The sequence below is a fragment of the Polaribacter sp. genome (assembly GCF_051251875.1).
GTDB lineage: Bacteria > Bacteroidota > Bacteroidia > Flavobacteriales > Flavobacteriaceae > Polaribacter.
Map to the genome: position 1 here is coordinate 1 of NZ_JBPOGL010000011.1, position 26,524 is coordinate 26,524.

Sequence of the window (26,524 nt, forward strand, 5' to 3'; positions counted from 1 at the left end):
ATTTCGGATAAAAAATTTGCCATTGAAAAAGATAAAGTAATTTATCAATTTGAAACAAAAGAAAATTTTATTGATTCACATCAACTAAAAATAGATAGTATTGCTATAGAAAAATGGTTAAATATTTAGTAGCCCTGAAAGGGTTTTAAACCCTTTCAGGGTTGTGTGATTTTGAATTTTTTACAATAATTTTAGTATACAAAAACGCTAATATTTTTTATATTGATGAAGGAAAAGGAATCGCAGTATTCAACAAAATAATACTAAAAGCTAACAGATTATCCTTGGAGTTCTTACTTTTCAATAATTTCGGATAAAAAATTTGCCATTGAAAAAGATAAAGTAATTTATCAATTTGAAACAAAAGAAAATTTTATTGATTCGCACTTACAAAAAGTTGATACTATCGCTACAGAAAAATGGTTAAATATTTAGTAGCCCTGAAAGGGTTTTAAACCCTTTCAGGGTTGAGTAATTTCTAATTTTTTACAATGATTTTAGTTTATAAAAACGCTAATATTTTTTATATTGATGAAGGAAAAGGAATTGCAGTATTCAAAATTATAGTACTAAAAGCTAACAGATTATCCTTGGAGTTCCTATTTTTCTATAATTTCGGATAAAAAATCACCCATAGTAAAAGATAAAGTAATTTATGAATTTGAAACAAAAGAAAATTTTATAGATTCGCACTTACAAAAAGTTGATACTATTGCTACAGAAAGATGGTTAAATATTTAGTAGCCCTGAAAGGGTTTAAAACCCTTTCAGGGTTGTGTAAGTTTTGAATTTTTTACAATGATTTTAGTCTACAAAAATGCCAATATTTTTTATACAGATCAAGGAAAAGGAACTGCTATTGTTTTAATTCATGGGTTTTTAGAAAATGCCACGATGTGGGATGAAATTGTTCCTCAATTAACAAAAAAAAACAGAGTAATTACCATTGATTTGTTGGGTCATGGAAAATCTGATTGTTTGGGTTATGTACATTCTATGGAGTTGTTTGCAGAAACTGTAGAAGCGGTTTTAAAGCACGTAAGAATTAGAAAATGCATTTTGGTGGGTCATTCTTTAGGGGGATATATTTCCTTGGCTTTTGCCAAAAAAAATCCACATAAAATTAAAGGTTTGTGTTTAATGAATTCTACTTCTAATCCGGATGATGAAGATCGTAAAAAACTGAGAATTAGAGCAAATAAAATGGTTCAAAATAGTTTTGAAAGCATGGTAAAAATGGCTGTTTCTAATTTATTTCATCAGGACAATTTAATAAAATTTAAAAACGAAATTGCAATTGTTAAAAAAGAGGCTTTACAAACTTCTCTCCAAGGTTATATTGCAGCCAATGAAGGGATGAAAAATCGTTTAAATACAAATCATGTTTTGACCGATAATTCTTTTAAAAAATTGATAATTATTGGCGAAAAAGATCCTGTGTTAGATTGTAATACTTCATTGGAAGAAGCTAAAAAAACAAATTCACAATTTGTTGTTTTCCCAGATGGCCACATGAGTCATATTGAAAATATAGATGAACTCAAAGTTGCATTAAAAGAGTTTGTGAAGAGTATATAGATAAAAAATGCATATCGGGAGTTCCTATAAAACTCAACTCCCGATAAACATATTAAGCTATTAATTTAATACTACTGTTTTAGAAATATGATTGTTGCCAGATTTAACTATAACAATATAGTTTCCTTTACTAAACCTACTTAATTGAACAGCCAAGCTATTTAAACCGCTTTTGGTTTGCATAATACGATGCATTATTTTTTTACCATCCATAGAATAAATATACATTTCTGCAGATTGCTTTCTATTTACATTGAAAGTAATGTTTAACAGACCAAAAGTTGGATTTGGAAATAAGCGCAAATCAGACATCCCTTCTATTATTTCTAAAGACTCTTTAGTGGTGTTTTCTACTGAATTATTAACGGAATTATTAGAAGACCTGCTTGCTACAGATGGTGTTCCTCCTTGATAACTAATAAATAACTTTGGTGTAAGCGTAGGATCTTCATCTTCATCAAAAGTATAGGCTTTTCTTTTCTCATTTGCCGTTGCGTCAAACATAAAAGCCATTGCAGAACCGCTGGTCCAACCACCTTGATCAATAATTTCCTGAACAATTGTTGTTAAATCTGGAGATGTATACGTTACATCTTCAAACCAATTAGCAAAGGTCCATGAAACGGAACTGCTAGTACTTGTTCTATTGGAAATATTGTAATCTACGGAATTGTATGGATTCGCATTATTAGACAATTCTCCATAAACATTTACTCTTGAAGTATTTTTCTTTTCTTTTCTAGAGGCAATAAATTCTATATATGCTTCTGTGATTGTTGCATTCTCAGGTACTTGCACATTTTGATATCTTAACCCTATAAAGCCTTCTTTACTCAGCGCATGATCATTTTCCGTTAGCTTCATGTCTCCGTTTCCTTTCTCCCAGGCATCATCATCAGAATTTATAATTTGATAACTTACCGTTGTTGGTGCAGACAATAAGGTAATAGTCACATTTGATGAAGTTGCAGTGCCTCCTTCATTATCCAAAGCAATCGCGGTAATATTAAAACTACCATCGGTATCTAGAAGGTAACTTGTTTCATACGGATAGCTTGCGTCTGTGGAAAGAAAAACACCATCAATATAGAAATCTACTTGCGCAATAGCACCATCGCTATCATTGGCATCTACAACAATACCCACATTTTGGGGTGAAGTGTAGCTAGTATTAATAGCAGGAGATGTAATAGAAATGGTAGGATTTACATTCGGTAAATTAACCACAATATTTACTGTAGTAGAAGTGGCAGTTTCCCCTAAACCATCTGTGGCTATTGCCGTGATATTTATGTTGGCATCTTGTGTAAGGTTAAGGTTTGCTTCATATGGTATTGAACTATCACTTCCAATTAAATTACCATTTGCATAAAAATCTACTTGACTTATAGTGCCTCCTAACCCGGTATCAAAATCTTGCGCATTTGCAGTTATTGTAATGGTCTGTGCCGTAGTAAAAGAAGTTCCGTTTAATGGATTTGTTATACTTACCGTTGGCGGATTATTTGGGATATTAATAATAATGGTTTGTTGATTGGAGGTTGTTACTCCATTACTGTTATCAGTTGCTTTTGCAGTTAATAAATATGTACCATTTAGGTCTAAATTCTGGGTTGATGACGTAAAAACTCCTGAAGGCGCTTCTACTCCAACTCCAACGCTATTTCCATTAATAAAAAACTCTACCTGACTTATGGTTCCATCAACATCTGATGCTGAAGCCTGCATAGTAAAGCTTTGTGGTAAATTATAGGTTGCACTTCCCGGAGATGTTAAACTTATAGTAGGAGAAATATTTGGAGGTCCTACACTAAATCCAAAATTATTATGACAATCTAATTGACCTAAAGCCGTCATGTTAGCGTACTGAAAACTGTCTGTTGTTAAATTCCCACTTGGCGGTAAACTGCTTTCATCTATCTCTAAAATATAGGAATAGTTTGCCAATCCTGGTATTCCATAATCGATTTCTAATTTTACAGGATTATTACCATCGTGCGAATAAAATTTCCTTTTTTTAGAACCCGTTCCTTCTAAAATAAGTGCTAAATTATTACCAGCAGACCAGCCATTCAAATTAATAACATCTTGTATTGCAGAGGCAATATTTGGGCTTGTATATTGTTGGTTTTTAATCCAGTTACCCATTGTCCATGGAACACTTGTACCTTTAGATCTACTGCTAATTCCATAATCTGTTTCATTATAAACCGCTGGTGTTGCGTCTAATTCGCCATAAATTTTTACAGCAGCTGTAGATTTATCTTCATTTGCAGCAGATTTAAAAACAAGTCTGGCATCTGTTATATTAGCATTAGCTGGAATATTCACATTTCTGAACCTTAGACCTATCCAGGTATCATCCTCTCCCATTTCATGGTTGTCTTTGTCATTTTCCACATCGCCATTGTCTTTCTGCCAGGCATCATCAATATCATTACTAACAGTTTTTGATAAACTATTGGAGGTTGTAAAAACCGGGTTTACAATAAATGAGTAATTACCGTTAACATCAGTGGTTTTACTATCAATTACCGCATCCGAGCCATCAATTATTTGGTTGCCATTATCGTCATTAAAAAGCTGAACTATGACATTGTTTTGACCTGATTCATGGTTAAAAATCATATCTTCATTAGCATCTTCATAAACGGTACCTTTTATTATATTCTGACTTTGATTATTGCTGCAATCTACAAAAACTGTTACCGTAGCTGCATTGCACAATGGTGTTGGATTGCTTTGATCACAAACACTATATTCAAATTGATCATAACCATTAAAACCTGTATTTGGTACATATTCAAAGCCAATACCAGGTAAGAAATTTACAACTCCATGAAGAGGTTGTAATAACCCTGCTGCTGTACTTGCGTTGTTGGTATCCAAATCATTGTTAGGGTCTGTATCATTATTAAAAATCGAAATAATAACACTGGTATCTTCCGTAGTAATTGCCGTATCATCATTTGCCACCGGAGGTACATTAGATAAAATGGAAATATTTACAACTGTATTACCACTAGTGGCATTCAAATCATCAGAAACTGTGTAACTGAAGTTATCTGTACCCGAATAATTATTATTAGGTTGATATTCAATTTCTCCTGAAGCAGAGATACTTAGTATGCTACCGTTTGTTGGTGGAATCGTAATTTGTACCGATGTTATATCTATATTGTTTTCGGCATCCGTATCATTGTCTAGCACATCAATGAGTATATTGGTGTTTTCATTGGTAGTTGCATTATCCGTAACTGTGTTTGGCGCAGTATTTACTTGAATATTAATATTTACTGTGGCCTGATCACATAAAACAGGATTGGGTACGCCATCATCACAAATTTCATAAATGAAAGAATCGCTACCAGTAGCGTTTGTAAAAGGTGTATAACTAATAGTTCCGTTATTTGTATTAATTGCTCCTAAAGTTCCTTTAGTAGGAGGTGTAATAATTGAAATTGTATTATAATCAAGGTTCCCGTTAGGATCAGAATCATTGGCAACTAGGTTAATGTCTACAGACTCACCTTGAAATGGAGACACTGCATCATTCTGAGCGATAGGTGGGCTATTGCTAATATCTTTGGTTAGGGTAAAATCATCGCTAAAACTACCATTACTTCTCAAGAATCTTACTCGCATTTCATTATTCTGAGTTTCCATAACTACAGAACCTAATTGATTCTGCCAAGTATACATCATAGGAAAAGAACTTACTCCAGAAATCTTACCACTGCTTCCTGCGGTAATATAAACCGCTCCATCTCCAGATGTTCCCTTATCATAAGCACCATCACCTAGAGGATCTCCATCTCCATTGTCCAGAATCATAGAACCCGTTAATGTATTCGATTTTCCGTAATGCCCTTTTAACAGGTAGGTTCTTTCATAAGAATGGCTATGCCCGCTTAAAACAAGATCTACACCGTGTAATTCTAAAAGAGGTAAAAAATTTTCTCTCATTTGCACTAAATAAGATTCAGAGTCTGAATTATGACTACCGTTTGTATACGGTGGGTGATGCCAGAAAGCTACAATCCAATCTGCGGTTGTGTTATTTAAGTCATTTTGTAACCAATTGTATTGTGCACCACCAACATTTCTAGGAGAACCATGAGAATCTAAAGAGATAAAATGAATATTACCATAATCAAAAGAGTAATATCTTTCAGTTCCAGATCCAATTCCACCTGCTTCACCATTTGTTGGTTGTGTAAAAATATTTAAGTATGAATTAATGGTACCATAATCATGATTTCCTGGGCAAGACCATAATACAGATTTTTGTAGCATTGTAGGGTACATATTAAAAACGGCTGCTTGATATTCTGAATCTGTACCACTATTGTAGGCATTGTCTCCAAGCATAAGCATCATGTCTGTATGCAAACTATTCGTGTTCACATAGTTTTTATAGGCATTTTTTACTGCTGCGGCATTGCTATTTGCCGTACCACTATCTCCCAAAATCCAAGCTCGTATTGGTTGATTAGTACCTGGAGTGGGTGATGATGTAAATGTGTAATCTGCTGTACCGCCTTCTAATGCTGCAACACTTGTACCTACAGCATAATAATATTTGGTATTTGGTAACAATCCCGTTACGGTTACTTCATGTTCTGAAGTAGAACTGCCATTAAATGCAGATTGTGTTAAGTTGCCCAAGCTAGTTCCATAAAACACCTTAGAGTTTGAAGGGTTATTTGTTCTCCATTTCACTACTGTACTAGTAGAGGTACCAATCTGCAAATAAGGACCTCGTATTACATTGGGTTGTCCTGGTGGTCCACCTACACTTAAAGACATATCAAAACCTATATCAGAACTAGAGCCACTTTGTTGATGTACTTCAACGGCAATTACATTTGTACCCGAAACCAGCGTAGCCGATGACAAACCCGAGTAGTTTGTATACGCTTGTTCATCGGATCCGCTCACAAAAGTAGGAGCCAAAGTTTGATAATTAATTGTACCAGTTGGCATATTCTGACGTAAAAGCTCTACGCCGTTAAGATACACCACAGCACCATCATCAACCAAAATATCTAGATCGAGGCCAGAGATACTTCCTGGGTTTGTTACATTAAATGATTTTCTAAAATAGGTGGTAATATATTTGTTATTAGAATCATTACCATAACTAACAATTGTGGCTTCTCCACCATCTCCATAACCTAGTTCTGCCGGACCAGAATTCCATGCATTATCATTAAAATTTATAGCGGTCCAAACTGTATTTTGATTTGAGCCATTGTCTAAATATTTCCAAGTACTATTGCTAGAAATAAGTGTTTGCCCATAAGTTACTGTTGCTGTGAACACAACAATCAATAATAAAATGTATCGTTTTTTCATGGTGTGATGAATTGGTTAATTTATGTTGGAAGCGATTTTCACCTCTAGATTTTTAATGCTGTTTTTACGTCTTAAATTAGGACTTAGTTGTTCAATAGTTTTGTGAGCCATAATAAAATATTTTTTTGCCTCTTCATTTTTTTTCTGAAGCTTAAAAACCTCAGCCTTATAAACATACCAAGTTTCTTTTCTATTGACTCGGGCAATAATATTATCAATTAAAGCATGTGCTTTCACCCAATTTTCTTTAGCAATTTCTAGTTTTATTATAGATTTTTGCATGGGTATTAAAGAGCCTATTTCTTCCATTCCTTTTACTAGGCTCTGTGTTGCTTTCTCTAAATTACCCGCATCTTTATAGTTCTCTGATAAGGCATAGTACAATTCAATAGAAGGGTTTTTAGATTTCTTTATGGCTTGTTTGTATGCATCAGCGGCCATTCTATATTTATTGTTTTTATTTAAAATATGACCTTTTAAGTGATAGGCTTCATAGTTTTCTGGAGACTTTTTAATGTAATTTTGCGCATGAGTCATTGCAATTTTCAATAAATTTTGTTCAAAATATAACAAGGCCAAATTGTAATCTACGTGCATGTGATGTGGTTCTAATGCCAACACTTTTAACAAATCGGTTTTGGCTTCTTCAAAATCTCCATGAGATTGATATTGAACCCCTCTTAAATAATAGTTTTCTGGATTTAAGGGTTCCTTTTTTATTTTTTCAGTAAAAAGCTTAATTTTCTTTTTATGCCCTTCATGTGCCTGAACAGCATGTGAGATATTTAAAAAAAATATAAGCATACAAATTCCTTGAAAAACTGCTTTCAAAGAATTACAATAGAAGTTGTTAGATTTTGCTTTTTTAACCATTTGTTAAGCTAAAATAGATCTAAGGAGGGAAATCTGAATTAATTAGTTTTAGTTTACTGGTTTCAATTTAGCCATTTTTTTCGAAAAAAATATACTTTTTTTTTTTTTAACCTCTGAATTACCTATATATTGGAAATATACTTAATTTTAAAAAAAATAAACCCTTTACAAATAACTGATTATAAATGTTTTACAATATTTATTTTCATTTTATTTCAAAAAACAATAAAACAGTTACTGTTCATAAAAAAGTGTTTCAAAAAAGAAGATTTAGTTATGAAAATGTGCATAATTAGGGATACTTGAGAATCTCATTCTTACCTGCTTTTGTTTTCTAATTAATTTAAATTAAGCTCGTTAAGCTTCTTTATTTTTTAAAAGAGGTTTTACTAATACTTAAAAATAGACAACCCAATGGATAAAAAAAGAAGAGACATTTTACGAGGTTTAGCCATAGCGCCATTACTATTAGGTTCTAATCACCTTTTTTCAAATAAATTATTGGAAATAAAAGAAACTAAAAAAGCTTCTAAAGTAAAGTTTAGTGTAAATGCATATACGTTTAACAAACAACTAAGAAGTGGTGAAATGAACTTTTATGATATGATGGAGTTTGCCGCAAATTTAGGCCTAGATGCGGTAGATCTAACAGGTTATTATAATTCTACCTACCCTAAATTCCAGAGGATAAAACACTGTTTCAATTAAAGAAAAAAGCCTTAGAACTGGGTTTAAATATTACTTGAACAGGTGTAAAAAACAACTTTATCAATCCAGATAAAGCAGCAAGAACAGCAGATATCGAATTGATAAAAAAATGGTTAGATGTATCTTCTAAACTTGGTGCATCAATTATGAGAGTTTTTCCTGGTTATAAAAAACACAAAGGTTTTACCAGAGATGAAGTCAAAAACTGGATGGTAGAAGATTTTGTTAAAAGTTGCTAGACTTGATATTTTGATGAAAAAGAATTAGATTCGTGTATTCCAATGTTTTGGGGTGATTCTATTTTTGTATAACTCAATAAAAAACATCAAAATGAAAAAACATCAAAATAAAATTTTCTGGGCATTTATACTTTTTTGGATTTGCCACGTCACTTCTTTTTCTCAAATAAACAGCAAGTGGGATACTGAGGATATTAAAAAAGCAAATACAGTAGCAGAGACATCTACACTTAATGAAGTGGAAAAAGAAGCGGTAATTCTGTTAAACCTTGCAAGATTGTTTCCTAAAAAGTTTGTACAATTAGAACTTATAAACTACAATGGTCCAGCTAAATTTGGAAATTATTTAAAAGATTCTGAATACAAAAAATCTCTCATAAAACACATGAATGAAATGCAGGCGTTACCAGCATTGTTTCCTAATGTTAAAATGATTGAAAATGCCAAGTGTTTTGCCGTTGAATCTGGAGAAAGAGGGTATACAGGCCATCAAAGACTAACGTGTGAAAAGATGAATGTTGCAGAATGTTGTTCCTACGGAATGGAAACTGGCAGAGATATTGTGTTGCAGCTTTTAATAGATCATGATGTGCCTTCGCTTGGTCATAGAAATATTTGCTTTAATGTTAATTATTCAAAATTGGGCATTGGGGTTGCTCATCATAAAAAATGGGACACTTGTTGTGTAATCGTCATCATATAAACAAATATAAAACGGTATTTGGTTGATGGTTAGTTTGGTTTTTATAATTGAAAAAAAAGAATAAAAAATAAATGAATAAAGTAATAATAGTAACAGGAGCATCGCGTGGAATTGGAAAAGAAATAGCAATTTTATTGGCTAAAAATGGCAACAAAATAGTTGTGAATTATGCAAATAGTGATACTGCTGCTAATGAAACAATAGAAACCATAATTGCCGAAGGAGGTTCTGCAATTGCAATGAAAGCTGATGTTAGCAATAGAGCTCAAGTTACAGCATTGTTTAACAAAACAATTGAACATTATGGACAAGTAGATGTTTTAATTAACAATGCCGGAATAATGATAAACAAACTGTTAAAGGACTATAATGAAGATGATTTTACCAAACAGTTTGATATTAATGTAAAAGGAACATTTAATACATTGCAAGAAGCAGCTTCTAAACTTTCTGATAACGGAAGAATCATAAACTTTTCTTCAAGCACGGTAAAATTAATGTTGCCTACGTATGCACTTTATTCCGCAACCAAAGCTGCTGTTGAGCAAATAACAAGAGTTTTTTCAAAAGAAATTGGTAGAGGTATTTCTGTAAATGCAATTGCGCCAGGACCAACAAATACAGAACTTTTTTTAAACGGAAAATCAGAAGAATTTATCAAAAAACTGGCTAGTATGAATGCGTTTAACCGACTTGCAGATCCTAGTGATATAGCTAAAGTTGTACTTTTCTTAGCCAGCAATGATTCAAAATGGATTTCGGGTCAAGTAATTGGCGCCAATGGAGCAATGGTGTAAATTGTAAAAGTGTAATTGGTTTAAAATCAGTTGGTTTTATGCTGATAAACAGACCTTTCAAAAAAACAAAAAGCGAAAATTTTAAATTTTCGCTTTTTGTTTATCAAAGAACAGTTCTTTTTTTAATCGTCTTTTAAGGCATTCCAGCCTTGTGCTTTTAATGCAATATCTTGTCCGGCTCTAGTTACTAAATTTAAGCCTTGGTTTTCTGCGGTAATATGTCCGATAATAGAAAAATTAGGATTTCCTTTTATTTTATCAAAATCAGATATGGGCACAGTAAAAAGAAGTTCGTAATCTTCGCCACCACTTAAAGCTACCATGGTAGAATCTAGTTCAAATTCTTCACAAGTAGAAATTACTTGCGGGTCTAAAGGTAGTTTATCTTCATAAACTTTACAGCCTACTTTACTTTGTGTACAAATATGAAAAAGCTCTGAAGACAATCCGTCAGAAATATCAATCATAGAAGTAGGTTTTATTTCCAATTCTTTTAACAAACCGGCAACATCTTTACGTGCTTCTGGTTTTAATTGACGTTCAATTAAATAGGTGTAATTATCTAAATCTGGCTGATTGTTAGGGTCTACCTTAAAAACTTGTTTTTCTCTTTCTAAGACTTGCAAACCTAAATACGCCGCGCCTAAATCACCAGAAACCACAATTAAATCGGTTTCTTTTGCCGTATTTCTGTACACAACATCTTCTTTATCCGCTTTACCAATTGCAGTAACAGAAATTAAAATCCCTTTGGTAGAAGAGGTTGTGTCTCCACCTACTAAATCTACATTATAAGACTCGCAGGCCAATTGAATTCCGGCATATAATTCTTCAATCGCTTCCAGCGGAAATCTATTAGACACAGCAATAGAAACTGTAATTTGTTCGGCAACGCCGTTCATAGCATACACATCAGATAAATTAACCATTACAGCTTTATAGCCCAAGTGTTTTAAAGGCATATAACTCAAATCAAAATGAACACCTTCAATTAACAAATCTGTGGTTACCAAAGTTTGTTTTTCTGTGGCAGATAAAACTGCTGCATCATCTCCAATTCCTTTAACTGTTGATGGTTGGGCAACCTTAAAATATTGAGTAATATGATTAATTAAACCAAACTCACCAAGTTCTGCCAACGATGTTTTTTGTGTATTTTTATCTTCTAACATGCTGCAAAGATAAGTACAATCTAAAAAACCATAGAACTACTTTAACACCTAATGTTTATATTTTTTATAGTATTTTTGATTTCAATTATTTAAATCATGAAAAAAACACTTTTTGATACCTGTAAAAGCTTGTTTTAGTGTCAAAATAAAGTGTCTTTAATCATTTAATATTCATTTGTTATGATTCGTTTTATTGTAGTCTTCTTTTTGTTTTTTATCAACATAACAAATACAGCTGCCCAAGAGCTTATGCAAATAGCAGAAGCAGAAGCAAAATCTGCGGCAACAAAAATACATTTTAGGGCAAATCCGAATACTTCAAATTACGATATTACGTACCATAAATTAGAATTTACTGTAAATCCGGCTGTGGCAACTATTTCTGGAAAAGTAACCACAACCTTTACAGCGAAAGAAGATTTATCTACCGTAACTTTTGATTTAGATGATAATATGACGGTAACTTCTGTTATTCAAAACGGTAATTCGTTAACTTTTTCGCAAAATTCAAATGATGAATTAATAATTACACTTCAAAATACGTTGTTAATCAATAGCGCAACTTCAGTAACTATAGAATATAACGGAAATCCTACAAGTAATGGTTTTGGTTCTTTTGAAGTTTCAACCCATGGTTCATCTTCTACGCCGGTACTTTGGACACTTTCCGAGCCTTATGGTGCTTTAGGTTGGTGGCCTTGCAAGCAAGATTTGAACGATAAAATAGACGAAATTGATGTTTATATTACTGCGCCAGAAATCTATACCTCTGTTTCTAATGGTTTAGAACAAGGCACAACTACAGCTTTAGGGCAAAAAACCACACACTTTAAACATCAATATCCAATTCCTGCATATTTAATTGCCATTGCGGTTACTAATTATGTAACCTATTCACATAATGTTCCTAATAATGGAAATCCGTTTCCTATTGTAAATTATGTGTATCCAGAAAGTTTGTCTTATGCTGAAAGTAGTACAGGAGTTACGGTGGATATAATGAATAATTTTATCAACCTTTTTGGTAAATATCCGTATGAAAATGAAAAATATGGGCACGCTCAATTTGGTTGGGGTGGCGGTATGGAACACACTACAGTTTCTTTTATGGGAGATTTTAGCAGAGGTTTAATTGCACATGAGCTTGCGCATCAGTGGTTTGGAAATAAAGTTACCTGCGGAAGTTGGAAAGATATTTGGTTAAATGAAGGTTTTGCCACCTATTTATCTGGTTTAACAATAGAGCATTTAGACGGAGAAGAAGGTTTTAAAAATTGGAGAAACTCTACCATTAATTCTGTTACTTCATCAACAGGTGGCGCAGTGTACTTAACAGATGCAGATACCACAAGTGTAAACAGAATTTTTAATAGTAGATTGTCTTATAGTAAAGGTGGAATGGTTTTACACATGCTTCGAAAAAAATTAGGAGATACTAATTTTTTTAGTGGATTAAATAACTATTTAACAGATGCTAATTTGGCGTATGGTTATGCAAAAACGCCAGATTTAATAACGCATTTAGAAGCTTCAAGTAATTTAGATTTAAACGAGTTTTTTAATGATTGGATTTACAATCAAGGTTACCCAACGTATACCGTTGAGTGGCATCAACCAGAAACAAATAAAGTAAGCATTACGCTAAATCAAACCCAAAGTCATGTTTCTGTTTCCTTTTTTGAAGGCAATGTTCCTATTCGTTTAAATGGTGCAAATGGCGAAGTTTTAGACCTTATTTTAGACAATACAAGCAATGGGCAAACATTTATAGAGAATGTTACTTTTCTGGTAAGTTCAGTACAATTTGATCCAAATTTAGATTTAATTTCTAGAAACAATTCCGTAACCTTGGGTGTAGAAAACAATAGTTTTATTGCAGAAAATATTTCGGTGTATCCAAATCCATTCCAAGATATTTTAACCATTAAAACTTCTGAAAATATAGTTGTTAAACGTACTGTACTTTACAGTATTTTGGGCAAACAACTAGTAGCAACTTCTAGCAAACAATTAAACCTTAATGAACTTAGTAAAGGGATTTATTTTGTTAAAGTAGAGACAGATTTTGGAGACTTTTACAAAAAAATTATTAAGAATTAATTTTTCCTGAACTAGGCTTTAAAACAACAATCAATAAAACCAATTGTTTAATTAGGTTTCATAATGAAAGTTTACTGTTTTTATTCGACTTATGTTGTATATTTGCATCCTATTTAGATTTAATCTATTTAAAATTATGATAAAAGTTTCAGACACAGCAAAAAAGAAAGTCATAGAGTTAATGACCGATGATGGCTTTAATGCAGCAACCGATTTTGTACGCGTTGGCGTAAAAAGCGGAGGTTGTTCGGGCTTATCTTACGATTTAACTTTTGATAACAAACAAGAAGAAAACGATAAGGTTTTTATAGAAAATGATGTAAAAATCATTGTTGATAAAAAGAGTTTTTTATACTTAGTGGGCACAACCTTAGAATATTCTGGGGGGTTAAACGGAAAAGGATTTGTTTTTAACAATCCAAACGCAAACAGAACTTGTGGTTGTGGGGAATCGTTTTCTTTGTAGAAAACTATTCAAAAATTAAAAGATTTAATAATTAAAAGATTTAAAATGAAGCGTTTTGAAGATTTAGAAGTGTATCAAAAAGCATTTGAATTTTCAATCAAAATTTATAAAATAACAAGTTCTAAATTATTTGATTATAATATTAAAAACCAAATTCAAAGAGCTGTATTATCTATACCATTAAATATTGCAGAAGGTTTTGAATTACAATCAAATAAACAATTTGTAAAATTCTTATACATAAGTAAAGGTTCTTGTGGAGAAGTTAGAAGTTTATTAAGAATTTGTGAACGATTAGAATATATAGAAAGTAAAAATATACAAGAATTAATAATTGAAAGTGAAAACATTTCTAAGCAATTATCCAAATTCATAAACTATTTAAAAAGAAGTGAGATTTATTAAAGTTATGTATTGAAAGATGTAATGTTTTTCAGTTGTATAATTTTTAAATCTTTTAATCTTTTAATTTTTGAACAATGAGCAAGTATACCGAAGAAGATTTAGAAAAAGAATTAGAAACCCAAGAATATAAATACGGTTTTTATACAGATATAGAAAGTGATACATTTCCTGTAGGATTAAGTGAAGATGTTGTTCGCGCTATTTCTAAAAAGAAAAATGAGCCAGAATGGATGACAAATTGGCGTTTGGAAGCTTATAGAGTTTGGGAAAAAATGGTAGAACCAGAATGGGCAAATGTACATTATGAGAAGCCAAAATTTCAAGACATTGCGTATTATTCTGCACCAAAAAAGAAACCTAAATTAAATTCTTTAGATGAAGTAGATCCAGAATTGTTAGACACTTTTAAGCGTTTAGGAATTTCTTTAGATGAGCAAAAAAAATTAGCGAATGTAGCTGTAGATATTGTTATGGATTCTGTTTCTGTAGCAACTACTTTTAAAAAGACATTGGGTGAAAAAGGAATTATTTTTATGCCAATTTCAGAAGCAATTCAAGAACATCCAGAATTGGTTAGAAAATATTTAGGAACCGTTGTACCAACAACAGACAACTTTTATGCAGCATTAAATTCGGCAGTTTTTTCTGATGGATCTTTTTGTTACATTCCAAAAGGAGTGCGTTGTCCGATGGAACTTTCAACCTATTTTAGAATTAATGAAGGAGGAACAGGACAATTTGAAAGAACTTTAGTAGTTGCAGACAAAGGTAGTTATGTTTCTTATTTAGAAGGTTGTACAGCTCCAAGTAGAGATGAAAATCAATTACATGCAGCGGTGGTAGAATTAATTGCCATGGACGATGCAGAAATTAAATATTCTACCGTACAAAACTGGTACCCTGGTAATAAAGAAGGAAAAGGTGGCGTTTACAATTTTGTAACCAAAAGAGGCTTGTGTGAAAACAATGCAAAAATTTCTTGGACACAAGTAGAAACAGGTTCTGCTGTAACTTGGAAATATCCTTCTTGTATTTTAAAAGGAAATAATTCTGTGGGTGAATTTTACTCAATTGCAGTAACAAACAATTATCAACAAGCAGATACGGGTACAAAAATGATTCACTTGGGTAAAAATACCAAGTCAACCATTATTTCTAAAGGAATTTCTGCCGGACATTCTCAAAACTCATATAGAGGTTTGGTTCAGATAAATGCAAGAGCAGAAAATGCACGTAATTTTTCTCAGTGCGATTCTTTATTGATGGGTAATGCATGTGGGGCACACACGTTTCCATATATAGAAGTAAAAAATAAATCGGCACAAATAGAACACGAAGCAACAACAAGTAAAATTGGTGAAGAACAATTATTTTACTGTAACCAACGTGGTATAGATACAGAAAAAGCCATTGCATTAATTGTAAACGGATTTAGTAAAGAGGTTTTAAATAAGTTACCAATGGAATTTGCTGTTGAAGCTCAAAAGTTATTAGAAATTTCTTTGGAAGGAAGTGTAGGATAAATATGAAAATTGTAGAAAGTACATTCAATTCTTCAATTAAGAAAAATTTAATTGATAATTATAAGTTTGATTCATTATTGATTAAAAAACATAATGAAACTAAAAAATCTTTTTTTAACATATTTAGTATAATTTCTGAAAAGAATAATATAATAATAAGAGAAAGAGAAACTTATGATGATGTTTCAAAAACTAAAGGGCTTTCAATTGAAATTTTACATAATGATGACGTTCTTTATTCAATAGTTAATCATAGAAAAAGTACAAATATGTCAAATTGGTATGCTACAAATCTTCTTTATTATTTAAGAAGAAATTATATAAAATTAAAATGATAAAAAAAATCTTATTCTTATTCCTTGCAATTAGCATTGTAAGCTGTAAAAAATCAGAAAAAAAGGTTGAAGAAGCTTCGAAACCAAAAGTGAAATTATTTCAATTGGTTGGTGGTTCTGTTTTGGTGAAAAAATTAGAAGTTTTTTCTCAAGATACTACATATACAGGTCAAACAAAACAGTTTACAGACGCGTATTATGTAATTTCTCACCCAAAAGGAAATTTAATGTGGGACGCAGGTTTGCCAGAACAATTGGTAATCCCAGAACCTTTTGATGAGCCAAGCGGTGTTTTTAGAATTCAAAGACCAGATTCTTTAGCGAATCAATTAAAAACAATTGGTTTTAAAATTGAAGATTTTAAATATTTTGCCATGTCGCATTCTCATTTTGATCATACAGGACATGCAAACCTAATGAAAGATGCAAAATGGATTGTACAAGAAAATGAATACAATGCAAATGTTGGAGATTCTGCAAAAACTAAAAATCCTGCCTTAGCAGCATTAAAAAATGTTCAAAAAATAAAAGGAGATTATGATATTTTTGGCGATGGTACTGTAGTTATTAAATACACACCCGGTCATACAATTGGGCATCAATCTTTATATGTTGAAGTTGCTGGTTTAGATAAACCCGTTTTATTAACAGGAGATTTATATCATTTTGAAGAAAATAGAGACACAAAAGGAGTTCCATCATTTAATTATGATGTGAAAAAAACGTTAGAAAGTATGGAGATATTTGAAGCTTTTGCAAAAGAAAAAGATGCAGAAGTTATTATTCAACATTCACCAATATCTTTCAAAAAATTAGAAGAATTATTAAAAAAATAAAACGCTTAAAGCTTAAAGCTTAAAGCATATAGCTAAATTACAATGTTAAAAATAGAAAATTTACAAGCAAGTATAGACGATAAATCAATTTTAAAAGGATTGAATTTAGAAGTAAAAGCAGGTGAAGTACATGCAATTATGGGACCTAATGGAGCTGGGAAAAGTACATTGGCTAACATTATTGCAGGTAAAGAAGATTATGAAGTTACTGGCGGAACTATTGAATTAAATGGTGAAGATATTAGCGAATTAGCACCAGAAGAAAGAGCACATAACGGTGTGTTTTTATCTTTTCAATACCCTGTAGAAATTCCTGGAGTTTCTGTAACCAACTTTATTAAAACGGCTATTAATGAAACTCGTAAAGCAAAAGGTTTAGAAGACATGCCTGCAAAAGACATGTTAAAAATGATTAGAGAAAAATCTGAATTGTTAGAAATAGACCGTAAATTCTTATCTCGTTCTTTAAACGAAGGTTTTTCTGGAGGAGAAAAGAAACGTAACGAAATTTTTCAAATGGCAATGCTAGAGCCAAAATTGGCTATTTTAGATGAAACAGATTCTGGTTTAGATATTGATGCGTTGCGTATTGTTGCCAATGGGGTTAACAAATTAAAATCTAAAGACAATGCGGTAATTGTAATTACACACTACCAACGTTTGTTAGAGTATATAGTACCAGATTTTGTACACGTTTTACACGATGGAAAAATTGTAAAAAGTGGAGACGCTTCTTTGGCTTTAGAGTTAGAAGCAAAAGGTTATGATTGGATTAAGGAACTTGTATAAGTTCGCAGTAAAATCAGTAGCAGTTTGCAGTCAAAAAACTGCATGCTAAAACAGAAATAAAATTAAAATAGTTAGTCATTAAAGCAATTTATATATCTAATTGGCAAACTGCCAACTTGAGAATGACAACTGAAGACTGAAATAATGGAATTAAAAGACAAATTATTATCATCATACGTAGCTTTTGAAAATGGAATTGACATAAATTCTGATATTCATGAGATTCGCTCTAAAGCGTTTCAAAATTTTGAAGCATTAGGTTTTCCTACAAAAAAGTTGGAAGCTTGGAAATACACCTCTTTAAATTCAGTTTTAAAACAAGACTATAGTATTTTTCCTAACAAGGCCAATAATATTGAGTTGGCTGATGTAAAACAGTATTTTATACATGACATAGACACGTATAAAATTGTTTTTGTTGATGGAAAATACAGTTCGTTTTTATCTGAAACAACACATGATACAGTAGATGTTTGTTTAATGTCTGCCGCTTTAACAAAGCCACAATACAAAGCAACTATAGAAAACTACTTTAATAAAATTGCAAAACAAGACAATTTAACATCGCTAAATACGGCATTTGCAAATGAAGGAGCTTATATAAATATTCCTAAAAATGTAGAGGTAAAAAAACCAATTCAAGTTATCAATTTTACAACAGGTTCAGAAGCAGCAACCATGCTACAACCTAGAAATTTAATTGTTGTTGGCGAGAATGCTCATGTGCAAATTATAGAACGTCATCAAAGTTTAACAAGCAATCCTGTTTTAACAAATTCAGTTACAGAAATTTTTGCAGATAAAAGAGCTTTTGTAGATTATTATAAAATTCAGAATGATGACAGCAATGCATCATTAGTAGATAATACATTTGTAGATCAAAAATCTAACAGTGTAGTCTCTGTGCATACTTTTTCTTTTGGAGGAAATATCACTAGAAATAATTTAAACTTTTATCAAAAAGGAGAATACATAGATTCTATTTTAAAAGGAATTACAATTATTGAAGGAAAACAACATGTAGATCATCATACGTTGGTACATCATATAGAACCAAATTGCGAATCTCATCAAGATTATAAAGGAATTTATGATGAACGCTCTACAGGGGTTTTTAATGGTAAAGTTATTGTAAATAAAGAGGCTCAGAAAACAAATGCATATCAACAAAACAATAATGTTTTGGTTAGTGATAAAGCAACTATTAATGCAAAGCCGCAACTAGAAATTTTTGCTGATGATGTAAAATGTTCTCACGGTTGTACTATAGGTCAATTAGATGATGAGGCTTTATTTTACATGCAACAACGTGGTATTCCTAAAAAAGAAGGTAAAGCATTATTAATGTTTGCATTTGCAAATACGGTTTTAGAAAGCGTTAAAATACCAGAAGTTAAACAACGTATTACAAAGTTAATTGCAGAGAAATTAAACGTAAATATTGGTTTCGACTTATAGTTCTTGCAAACGCATTTTGTTTAAAAAATTTAACCACTCAGAAATGAGTGGTTTTTTTGTATATTTAAAAAAACCATAAAATTATGAATAAAAGTATTAAAGCAGTACTGTTAGTTGCTGGAATTATTTTATTAGGATACGGTATTTATACAATGATTCAGCCAGAAACTCAAGTTTCTATTGGTGATTTAAATTTATTGGAAACACAAGACAATACAAATTCTTTTATTACTATTGCTCTTGGTATTGTGGCAGTTGCCCTTAGTTTTATGAAGGGAAAAAGTTAAATAAAAAGATGCACTATGTATAAAACTACTTTTTAAAGGTAGTTTTTATTTTACACCAAAGAATCTACCTTTAAAACCTTACCAACTTCTAATCCGTTTAAGGTAATATTACCAATTCTAACACGAATTAAACGTAAAGTAGGAAAACCAACAGCAGCAGTCATTTTACGTACTTGTCTAAATTTACCTTCTCTAATAATAATAGACACCCAACTAGTTGGCCCATGTCTTTCATCTCTAATTTTCTGACTTCGTAACGGAAATTTTGGGTCATCAATTAAAAAAGCTTTGCTAGGTTTTGTAATGTATTTTTTACCATTAAAACCAATTTCTACGCCATTTTTTAGTTTTTCTACAGCTTCTTCATGTAAAAGACCATCTACCTGAACGTAATATTCTTTTTCAAACTTGCTACTTCTAATTTCTGCGGAAACTTTACCATTTGTAGTTAATAATAATAAACCTTCAGAAGCAACATCTAAGCGGCCAATAGCCATGGTTCCTTCAGGAAAATTATGCAATTCACCCAATAATTTTTTTTTCCGCTTTGCGGGATTTACAAACTGAGAAATCATTCCCCAAGGTTTGTGAATTATAAAATGATGATGATTTTCTATCAAATTATAAGATTTTAATGGTTACCTGAAAATTATTTTTTCCTTTAGAGATACTCATATTTTTTTCTGAAAATTTTTGATCGGTATAAGAAGTGTACTGTGTTATAGGTTCTATACAAAGCATGTTATCTACTTCTGTCCATAACATAAAATTGTTAAAGTTTTTTGTGGTAATTTCTAAATCCGCTTTATCAATATTTTTCAATATAATTTTATCAGAATTTAAAATAGGAAAAGCATTAGAGCCCGCTTTATAAACATCTTCTAAAGTGGTTTTTGTGTTCTTAGAAATTAGAATTTCTTTGCCTGAATTCGATAATAAAAAAGCAGGATGATACCCCAACATAAAAGGCATTCCTATTTCAGAAATAATAATAAAATCGATGATTAAACAATTATCTTTTAAGGTAAAGTTCTTATAAAAAGAAAAATCATAAGGCCAAAAGAGTTTTTCTTCTGATGATTTTTCTGGAAACTTACTATTGTTTATCTGAGTGCCTTTTTCATATTTTTTAATGAAGTTTGCCGTGTTTGTATCCGATGAAATTAACTCATAATCTAGCTCACGCAACAATCCATGCTGATCTTGAATAGCATCACCTTTTTGAGTGTGAACTTTAAAATTATTTTTAGAAGTAGGACCTATTATTGGAAACATTTCATCATCAGAATTGCGCCAACCTTTATTTCCTTTTTGATGAATATATTCTGCGTTATTTTTTTGAAAACTGATGATTTCTCCTTTTTCGATGCCTACTGAACAATCTTTGTTGTTTAAAAATACTGTTGATTTCATTATTGATATAATTTGTGTAAAAATACTGTAAATTTGAATGTTATTTGTTTGGATTTAGAACTTACTTTTTTGTAACTTGACACACTTATTTAATAAACAAAAAAGTACCATTTTATGGCAAAAGATAAAGAAAAAGAATCGAAGTTAAAAGCACTTCAACTAACTCTAGATAAATTAGATAAAACCTACGGAAAAGGCTCTGTTATGAAGCTTGGCGATGTTGCTGTAGAAGATATAGAAGCTATTTCATCGGGTTCATTGGGGTTAGATTTAGCTTTAGGCGTTGGCGGTTATCCAAGAGGTAGAGTCATTGAAATTTATGGCCCAGAATCTTCTGGTAAAACAACGTTAACATTGCACGCTATTGCAGAGGCACAAAAAGCTGGCGGAATTGCTGCTTTTATTGATGCAGAACATGCTTTTGATCGTTTTTATGCAGAAAACTTAGGTGTTGATATAGAAAATTTAATTATTTCTCAGCCAGATCATGGAGAGCAGGCATTAGAAATTACTGAAAATTTAATTCGTTCTGGTGCAATTGATATTGTGGTTATAGATTCTGTTGCTGCTTTAACTCCTAAAAGTGAAATTGAAGGAGAAATGGGAGATTCTAAAATGGGCTTACATGCACGTTTAATGAGTCAGGCATTACGTAAATTAACAGGTACTATTTCTAAAACAAATTGTACGGTTATTTTCATTAACCAATTAAGAGAAAAAATTGGAGTGATGTTTGGTAATCCAGAAACAACTACAGGTGGTAATGCTTTAAAGTTTTATGCCTCGGTTCGTTTAGATATTAGAAGAAGAACACAAATAAAAGACGGAGATAGAGTTATTGGAAACAGTACCAAAGTTAAAGTTGTAAAGAACAAAGTTGCGCCTCCTTTTCAAATTGCAGAATTTGATATTATGTATGGTGAAGGTATTTCTAAAGTTGGTGAAGTTTTAGATATTGGCGTAGAATTAGGAATTATAAAGAAAAGTGGCTCTTGGTTTAGTTACGGGGAAACAAAGCTAGGGCAAGGTAGAGATGCTGTGAAAGGATTGATTAAAGACAATCCTGAATTAATGGCAGAACTTGAAGGTAAAATAAAAAGTGCTATTGAAAATCAGGAATAATTTTTTTTAAAAGAGTAACCCGTTGTTATTATAAAAAACTACTAAAGAAGTAATCAATCTCTAGTAGTTTTTTTTTGCTTAAAATTAAATATGAAGATATTTTTAGATTTGAAATTATTTCATACTAAAAAGAGGACTAAATTTTTTAAAATTTAGTCCTCTTTTTTATAACTCACATTTTGTGTGATAAAATAGAAAGATTAATGATGTATCATAATCTTTTTTGTTGCTTTTTTGTTTCCTTGCTGAATGCTTATTAAATAAATACCAGAAGTAATATTTTTGGTATCAATTTCTTTAGTAAATAAGGCGTTAGATGACCTGTCTTCTGAATGCATTATTTTTCTCCCTTGCACATCATACAACGTTATGATTACATTTTTGTCTGTAGTGTTTTGTAAACTGATGTTTAAAATATCCTTAGCAGGGTTTGGCCATAGAGAAATGTTATTTATAAGAAATTCATCTAATTGTAAGGTGTTTTCTGTAATAGTGATTTCTTGGTTTGATAACCAACCTTTGGCTGCGTTTGTAATATCAACTTTAAAGCTATCTGTAAAAGAAATAGTTTCAGAATTTACAAAAACTATTTTATTAGCCGTAATATCTGCTTGTGTAAAAGTGTCTCCAACGTTTAACACCACGCCATCTTTTTGCAAAGCTCCTTTAACTGTTTTTTCTACTAAAGTGTACACTTGTTGCTCTTCAGTTTCTGAGGTGGAAGAAGCTAGCATGCTGCTATTTGTGATTGTGTAAGAAGCATTTCCTGCCAACATTAATTCTGAAAATGAAAATGTTGGAATGTTGGTGTTTTCTATAGATTGACAAATAGTAATAGAAGCAGAATTTATTTGTCCACCATCAAATAAATCATAATCATTTATAGATAAAATCCAAGTTCCTTTAGATAATTTACCTCCAAAACCACTTAGTTTATCTTCTGGTCTTACCATTCCGGTAATTGCTGGTTTTGTTGTATTACAAATTAGCGCAGGAGCATCATCACTAAAAGTAACGTTTGTTATGTCATCTGTATCATCACAAACTTGTGATAATAAAACCGCTTGTTTTACACCGTTTGCTTCTGGTTCTTTGATAACAATTGTTAAATCTTTTACGTCTGTATGTGTAATGTCTGTGGTTACAGAAATGCTGTTTATTAATAAATTGTCTGTAACTTCTATAGGCACATAAAAAGTTTGGTTTGTTGAAAACGTTTCTGCAGAAGCGTTTGTAAAATCTGTAGCTGTGTACACATCAGAACAATCTGTAATACCCGTTTGAAAACTAAAAATGGTAGCATATTCTCCTTCGCCACATCTATTTTTTGGTTTAATTCTCCAGTAATAGATAGCGTTGCTTTCTAGGTCTTCTATTTCAAAAAGAGTATTGGTAACTTCACTTGTAAAAAGCAGGTTGGTAAAAGCAGGAGAGTCTGAAACTTGAACTGTGTAACTTTCTGCATTTAAGTTTTTTATCCAACGTAAACCAATTTTAGAAAATGAGATACCTTTTTCTCCGTTTGCTGGATACTCTAAATTAGAAGGGTTTTTAGAAAAATCATCCTGATAAACTACAACTCTAATGGTTCTTTTTTGAGTTTCATTTCCATTGTCTCCAACAACTTCTATATCGTAAGGTCCTGCAGCTACATTTTCTAAATTTCCAAAAGTAATATTAAAACTACCGTTATCATTTAAGGATTGGGTAGAAAATGTAGTGGTCATGTTTGTAGGAGTGCCAACAGCGGTAAATTGAGTTGTTCCTGCCACAGCTTGTCTATATTCAAAATTAAAAACGGCATCTGTATCTGCACAGGTTTCTTTTTCATTTACATCAGCAATAAAAGAAAACTCACCAGAGATACCCGTTACAATTAAAGAAAAACGTTGGTCTTCGGATAAAGTTCCTTTGTGAGTTACCGTTATAGTGTATTCTCCTGAAGGATTATCAATATTAATTCTTTCAAAAGGATCTACTAAATTGTCTCCTTTTTCATTTGTGTAAACTCCGGTTAGTCTCCAAGGTTTGTATTCTTCACTTTCTGTTGTAATTCTAATATCTAAATCATTTACTAAAGCCGCCGTTGGATCATTTTCTATACCTTCATTAGCAACACCTGGTAAGTCTGTCCAAGAAATAGAAGCTAACAAAGGGTTAAATCCATCAGACTTTACAGTCATAGAAAAACTTTTACCGTTGCTTAAAACTTCTTCAGAAATCCAAGATTCAAATCCGTTTTTTGCAATTGTTTCTGCGGCAGCTTTATTGTTTAATAACCCCCAACCTGTATTTGCATCTGGTCCAGGAATATCTGCATCATCAGCGGTATGCATTGCCAAGCCTTTTAAGGTTGCAGAACGCATAAAATTGCCATACGTTTCTTTATAGTATTGTTGTAAAAGTAGTAAAGAACCGGCAACATTTGGTGAAGCCATTGATGTACCAGAAATGGTATTATAAGCATCATCTGCAGACTCATAACTAGAATACAAACCTGTTCCATTACCCATTAAATCTGGTTTTACTCTTAAATCATCTGTGGGTCCTTCAGAACTTCCAGAGTTTCTAGTAACAGAATTTAAAGAACCATCTGCATTAATTACTGCATCTTGCCCGTTTGCTATAATTAAACTATTTTTTGAGGTTTTATCTCCATTTAATTTGTCAAACAAATTATTTCCATCTAAAGGAATACTATTAGAGGTTGCGTCTGAACCATCATTTCCTGCAGAAACAACTTTTAGGTAATACGGAGCGTTATAAAGTAACTCATCCCAACCTCTGGCATCATCAGTATATGCTCCAAACCACCAATCTGGAATTGCATCAGCACCATAACCATAAGAATGATTAGAAATTAACATTCCATTAGCGGCTGCTTCTGTGGCTTCTGCTAAATCATTTGTCCAATCATTTCCTATCCCTTTTGCTTTTGGCGCCATCCCTTTAGCAGCTGGTTCAAAACCAGAAGCAATAATGGTTCCCATAACATGTGCGGCATGAAAATTTAATTCGGTTGTACCATCTCCGATAGAAAACCTATCTTCTCCGCCTTCTCCGTCATATTCTTGATGTGTGCTTCTTGCCAAGCCACCATCCCAAACATAGGCTGTCATTCCTTGTCCTTCAATATTTAAACCAAGACCGCCATTATTATGCATAAAATTTGCTCTTGTAGATATCGCGGCATCTACGTTATCAGTTTTAAAATAAATTGGTTTTCCTTCTTTAGAAACTTGCATCAACTCATAATAAGAGCCATTTTTTGTGTATTTAATTTTCCAACCTTTTTGTATGGCAAGCTGTAAGGCTTTGTTTTTTTTAGTGGTGAAATCTTGTTCAAATTTTTCCTTTAAATTGGATAATTTAGAAAGATCATAACTTTTAGTTATTTTTAGTCTTTCTTGTTGGTTTTGCGCCAAGATGGAACTAGAAATAAGTAAAATAGAAAAAAGTAATTTTTTAGGGTATTTGTATCTCATACTATATAATTTAAACTTTTTTTATGGTTTATGAGCAAATATAGTCTTTTTGTTAAATTATATTTATTTTTTAACAGTATCAGTAACTTATTTTTTCTTCAATATTTTAAAAACAAAAAAGTGTAGAAGTTTAAAAGCTTTTTCTTGTAAGAATTTAAATATCATTTCACCTATTATGTTTTATAATTGAAAAAAAAGGGTTGTTTGTTGATAAATAAAAGGCAATTTTATGCGCGAAGTCTGTGGATTAATTAATTGTAAATCAATAACATGTGTTTTTTGTGTTGTTTAAAAAAATAGTAATAAAAAAAAGTAAAAAAATAATAGCAATTATAATATTGAATTAAAAAAAAGTGTACATTTACTATAGGTTATCAATAATATTTAGGCTTATGAACATATAGTCCATCGTTATTCTGTTTTAAGTAGTTCTTTTTTAGAAAAGGAAAACTACAATACTTTACATAAAAACAATCTAAATATTAAAAATCATGAAAACATTATATACTGCAGCATGCGTGCTGTTTATTACCTTATCATTATCCATAAACACTATTTCCGCTCAAGAGAACAACAATACGGTTGCAACTTTTAAAGGAGTTACAGAAGCTGATTATTTTAAATTTGAAAATGCTGAAGGAGCTACCATTTTATTCTATGATATTGATGAAAATATTGATATTGCTTTGTATGATGATGAATTTATAGGAAAAAAATTCAGCATTACATGGGTACTTAAAAAAATTGAAGTGTTGGATGAAGAAGGAAATCCAACAGAAGACTTGCAGGAAGTAAATTCTATTACCGCATTAAAAGAAGAAAAATAATAATTTTACAACCGCTTCACTAGTTTTTAGTTTGGCGGTTTTTTTAGTCA

At 31.6% G+C, this 26,524-nt stretch carries 22 protein-coding genes; 16 read left to right on the forward strand and 6 right to left on the reverse strand.

Annotated features, from left to right (window positions below; all coding sequences use genetic code 11):
• Positions 1-798: 798 nt before the first annotated feature.
• Complete coding sequence (locus tag ACSHW5_RS06800) at positions 799-1,578, forward strand: alpha/beta fold hydrolase (protein ID WP_435675364.1); 780 nt, start codon at positions 799-801, stop codon at positions 1,576-1,578.
• 60 nt (positions 1,579-1,638) lie between these two features.
• On the opposite strand, the gene ACSHW5_RS06805 is transcribed toward ACSHW5_RS06800, so the two are convergent.
• Positions 1,639-6,936 (reverse strand): Ig-like domain-containing protein, encoded by a 5,298-nt coding sequence (locus ACSHW5_RS06805; RefSeq protein ID WP_435675365.1) that lies wholly within the window; start codon positions 6,934-6,936, stop codon positions 1,639-1,641.
• Positions 6,937-6,951: 15 nt separating this feature from the next.
• Positions 6,952-7,809: a tetratricopeptide repeat protein gene (locus tag ACSHW5_RS06810; protein WP_435675366.1), complete on the reverse strand. Its 858-nt coding sequence runs from the start codon at positions 7,807-7,809 to the stop codon at positions 6,952-6,954.
• Between the two features lie 414 nt (positions 7,810-8,223).
• Between ACSHW5_RS06810 and ACSHW5_RS06815 the strand changes: the two genes are divergently transcribed.
• The 4 genes from ACSHW5_RS06815 (at position 8,224) to ACSHW5_RS06830 (ending at position 10,256) form a co-directional block, all read left to right on the forward strand.
• A complete protein-coding gene (locus ACSHW5_RS06815; protein ID WP_435675367.1) occupies positions 8,224-8,517 on the forward strand; it encodes a hypothetical protein in 294 nt (97 codons plus the stop codon).
• Positions 8,518-8,615: 98 nt separating this feature from the next.
• Positions 8,616-8,756: a hypothetical protein gene (locus ACSHW5_RS06820; protein WP_435675368.1), complete on the forward strand. Its 141-nt coding sequence runs from the start codon at positions 8,616-8,618 to the stop codon at positions 8,754-8,756.
• 91 nt (positions 8,757-8,847) lie between these two features.
• Positions 8,848-9,459 carry a hypothetical protein gene (locus ACSHW5_RS06825; RefSeq protein WP_435675369.1) on the forward strand — a complete coding sequence of 204 codons (612 nt, stop codon included), beginning with the start codon at positions 8,848-8,850 and terminating at the stop codon, positions 9,457-9,459.
• Between the two features lie 71 nt (positions 9,460-9,530).
• Positions 9,531-10,256 (forward strand): SDR family oxidoreductase, encoded by a 726-nt coding sequence (locus ACSHW5_RS06830; RefSeq protein WP_435675370.1) that lies wholly within the window; start codon positions 9,531-9,533, stop codon positions 10,254-10,256.
• A gap of 122 nt (positions 10,257-10,378) precedes the next feature.
• Here ACSHW5_RS06830 and thiL read toward each other — a convergent pair whose 3' ends face one another.
• Positions 10,379-11,428: a thiamine-phosphate kinase gene (thiL, locus tag ACSHW5_RS06835; RefSeq protein ID WP_435675371.1), complete on the reverse strand. Its 1,050-nt coding sequence runs from the start codon at positions 11,426-11,428 to the stop codon at positions 10,379-10,381.
• A gap of 180 nt (positions 11,429-11,608) precedes the next feature.
• Here thiL and ACSHW5_RS06840 point away from each other — a divergent pair, with 180 nt between their 5' ends.
• From ACSHW5_RS06840 to ACSHW5_RS06880, 9 genes are all read left to right on the forward strand, one after another.
• Complete coding sequence (locus ACSHW5_RS06840) at positions 11,609-13,528, forward strand: M1 family aminopeptidase (RefSeq protein ID WP_435675372.1); 1,920 nt, start codon at positions 11,609-11,611, stop codon at positions 13,526-13,528.
• A gap of 136 nt (positions 13,529-13,664) precedes the next feature.
• Complete coding sequence (locus ACSHW5_RS06845) at positions 13,665-13,994, forward strand: HesB/IscA family protein (RefSeq protein ID WP_068447744.1); 330 nt, start codon at positions 13,665-13,667, stop codon at positions 13,992-13,994.
• Positions 13,995-14,039: 45 nt separating this feature from the next.
• Positions 14,040-14,399, forward strand: coding sequence for a four helix bundle protein (locus ACSHW5_RS06850; RefSeq protein WP_435675373.1), 360 nt, complete (start codon positions 14,040-14,042; stop codon positions 14,397-14,399).
• Positions 14,400-14,473: 74 nt separating this feature from the next.
• Positions 14,474-15,922: a Fe-S cluster assembly protein SufB gene (sufB, locus tag ACSHW5_RS06855; RefSeq protein WP_435675374.1), complete on the forward strand. Its 1,449-nt coding sequence runs from the start codon at positions 14,474-14,476 to the stop codon at positions 15,920-15,922.
• A gap of 2 nt (positions 15,923-15,924) precedes the next feature.
• Positions 15,925-16,257, forward strand: coding sequence for a hypothetical protein (locus tag ACSHW5_RS06860; protein ID WP_435675375.1), 333 nt, complete (start codon positions 15,925-15,927; stop codon positions 16,255-16,257).
• The gene (locus tag ACSHW5_RS06865; protein ID WP_435675376.1) at positions 16,254-17,093 is read left to right on the forward strand and encodes an N-acyl homoserine lactonase family protein; all 840 of its coding nucleotides are present in this window, start codon (positions 16,254-16,256) and stop codon (positions 17,091-17,093) included. The genes ACSHW5_RS06860 and ACSHW5_RS06865 overlap by 4 nt, the downstream gene beginning before the upstream one ends.
• A 42-nt stretch (positions 17,094-17,135) precedes the next feature.
• Positions 17,136-17,882: a Fe-S cluster assembly ATPase SufC gene (sufC, locus tag ACSHW5_RS06870; protein ID WP_435675377.1), complete on the forward strand. Its 747-nt coding sequence runs from the start codon at positions 17,136-17,138 to the stop codon at positions 17,880-17,882.
• Positions 17,883-18,026: 144 nt separating this feature from the next.
• Positions 18,027-19,340 carry a Fe-S cluster assembly protein SufD gene (gene sufD / locus ACSHW5_RS06875; protein ID WP_435675378.1) on the forward strand — a complete coding sequence of 438 codons (1,314 nt, stop codon included), beginning with the start codon at positions 18,027-18,029 and terminating at the stop codon, positions 19,338-19,340.
• Positions 19,341-19,423: 83 nt separating this feature from the next.
• The gene (locus ACSHW5_RS06880; protein WP_435675379.1) at positions 19,424-19,627 is read left to right on the forward strand and encodes a hypothetical protein; all 204 of its coding nucleotides are present in this window, start codon (positions 19,424-19,426) and stop codon (positions 19,625-19,627) included.
• Positions 19,628-19,677: 50 nt separating this feature from the next.
• Here the strand turns inward: ACSHW5_RS06880 and ACSHW5_RS06885 are convergent, their stop codons facing one another.
• Positions 19,678-20,247, reverse strand: a complete 570-nt coding sequence (locus tag ACSHW5_RS06885) for a pseudouridine synthase (RefSeq protein WP_435675380.1) — start codon at positions 20,245-20,247, stop codon at positions 19,678-19,680.
• A gap of 1 nt (position 20,248) precedes the next feature.
• Entirely contained in the window at positions 20,249-21,040 is a 792-nt protein-coding gene (locus tag ACSHW5_RS06890; protein ID WP_435675381.1) for an aldose 1-epimerase, read from the reverse strand.
• 114 nt (positions 21,041-21,154) lie between these two features.
• Between ACSHW5_RS06890 and recA the strand changes: the two genes are divergently transcribed.
• Positions 21,155-22,162, forward strand: coding sequence for a recombinase RecA (gene recA / locus ACSHW5_RS06895; RefSeq protein WP_435675382.1), 1,008 nt, complete (start codon positions 21,155-21,157; stop codon positions 22,160-22,162).
• Between the two features lie 200 nt (positions 22,163-22,362).
• Here recA and ACSHW5_RS06900 read toward each other — a convergent pair whose 3' ends face one another.
• Positions 22,363-25,647, reverse strand: a complete 3,285-nt coding sequence (locus ACSHW5_RS06900) for a S8 family serine peptidase (RefSeq protein WP_435675383.1) — start codon at positions 25,645-25,647, stop codon at positions 22,363-22,365.
• A 491-nt stretch (positions 25,648-26,138) separates the two neighbouring features.
• Here ACSHW5_RS06900 and ACSHW5_RS06905 point away from each other — a divergent pair, with 491 nt between their 5' ends.
• A complete protein-coding gene (locus ACSHW5_RS06905) occupies positions 26,139-26,474 on the forward strand; it encodes a hypothetical protein (RefSeq protein WP_435675384.1) in 336 nt (111 codons plus the stop codon).
• Positions 26,475-26,524: the final 50 nt, after the last annotated feature.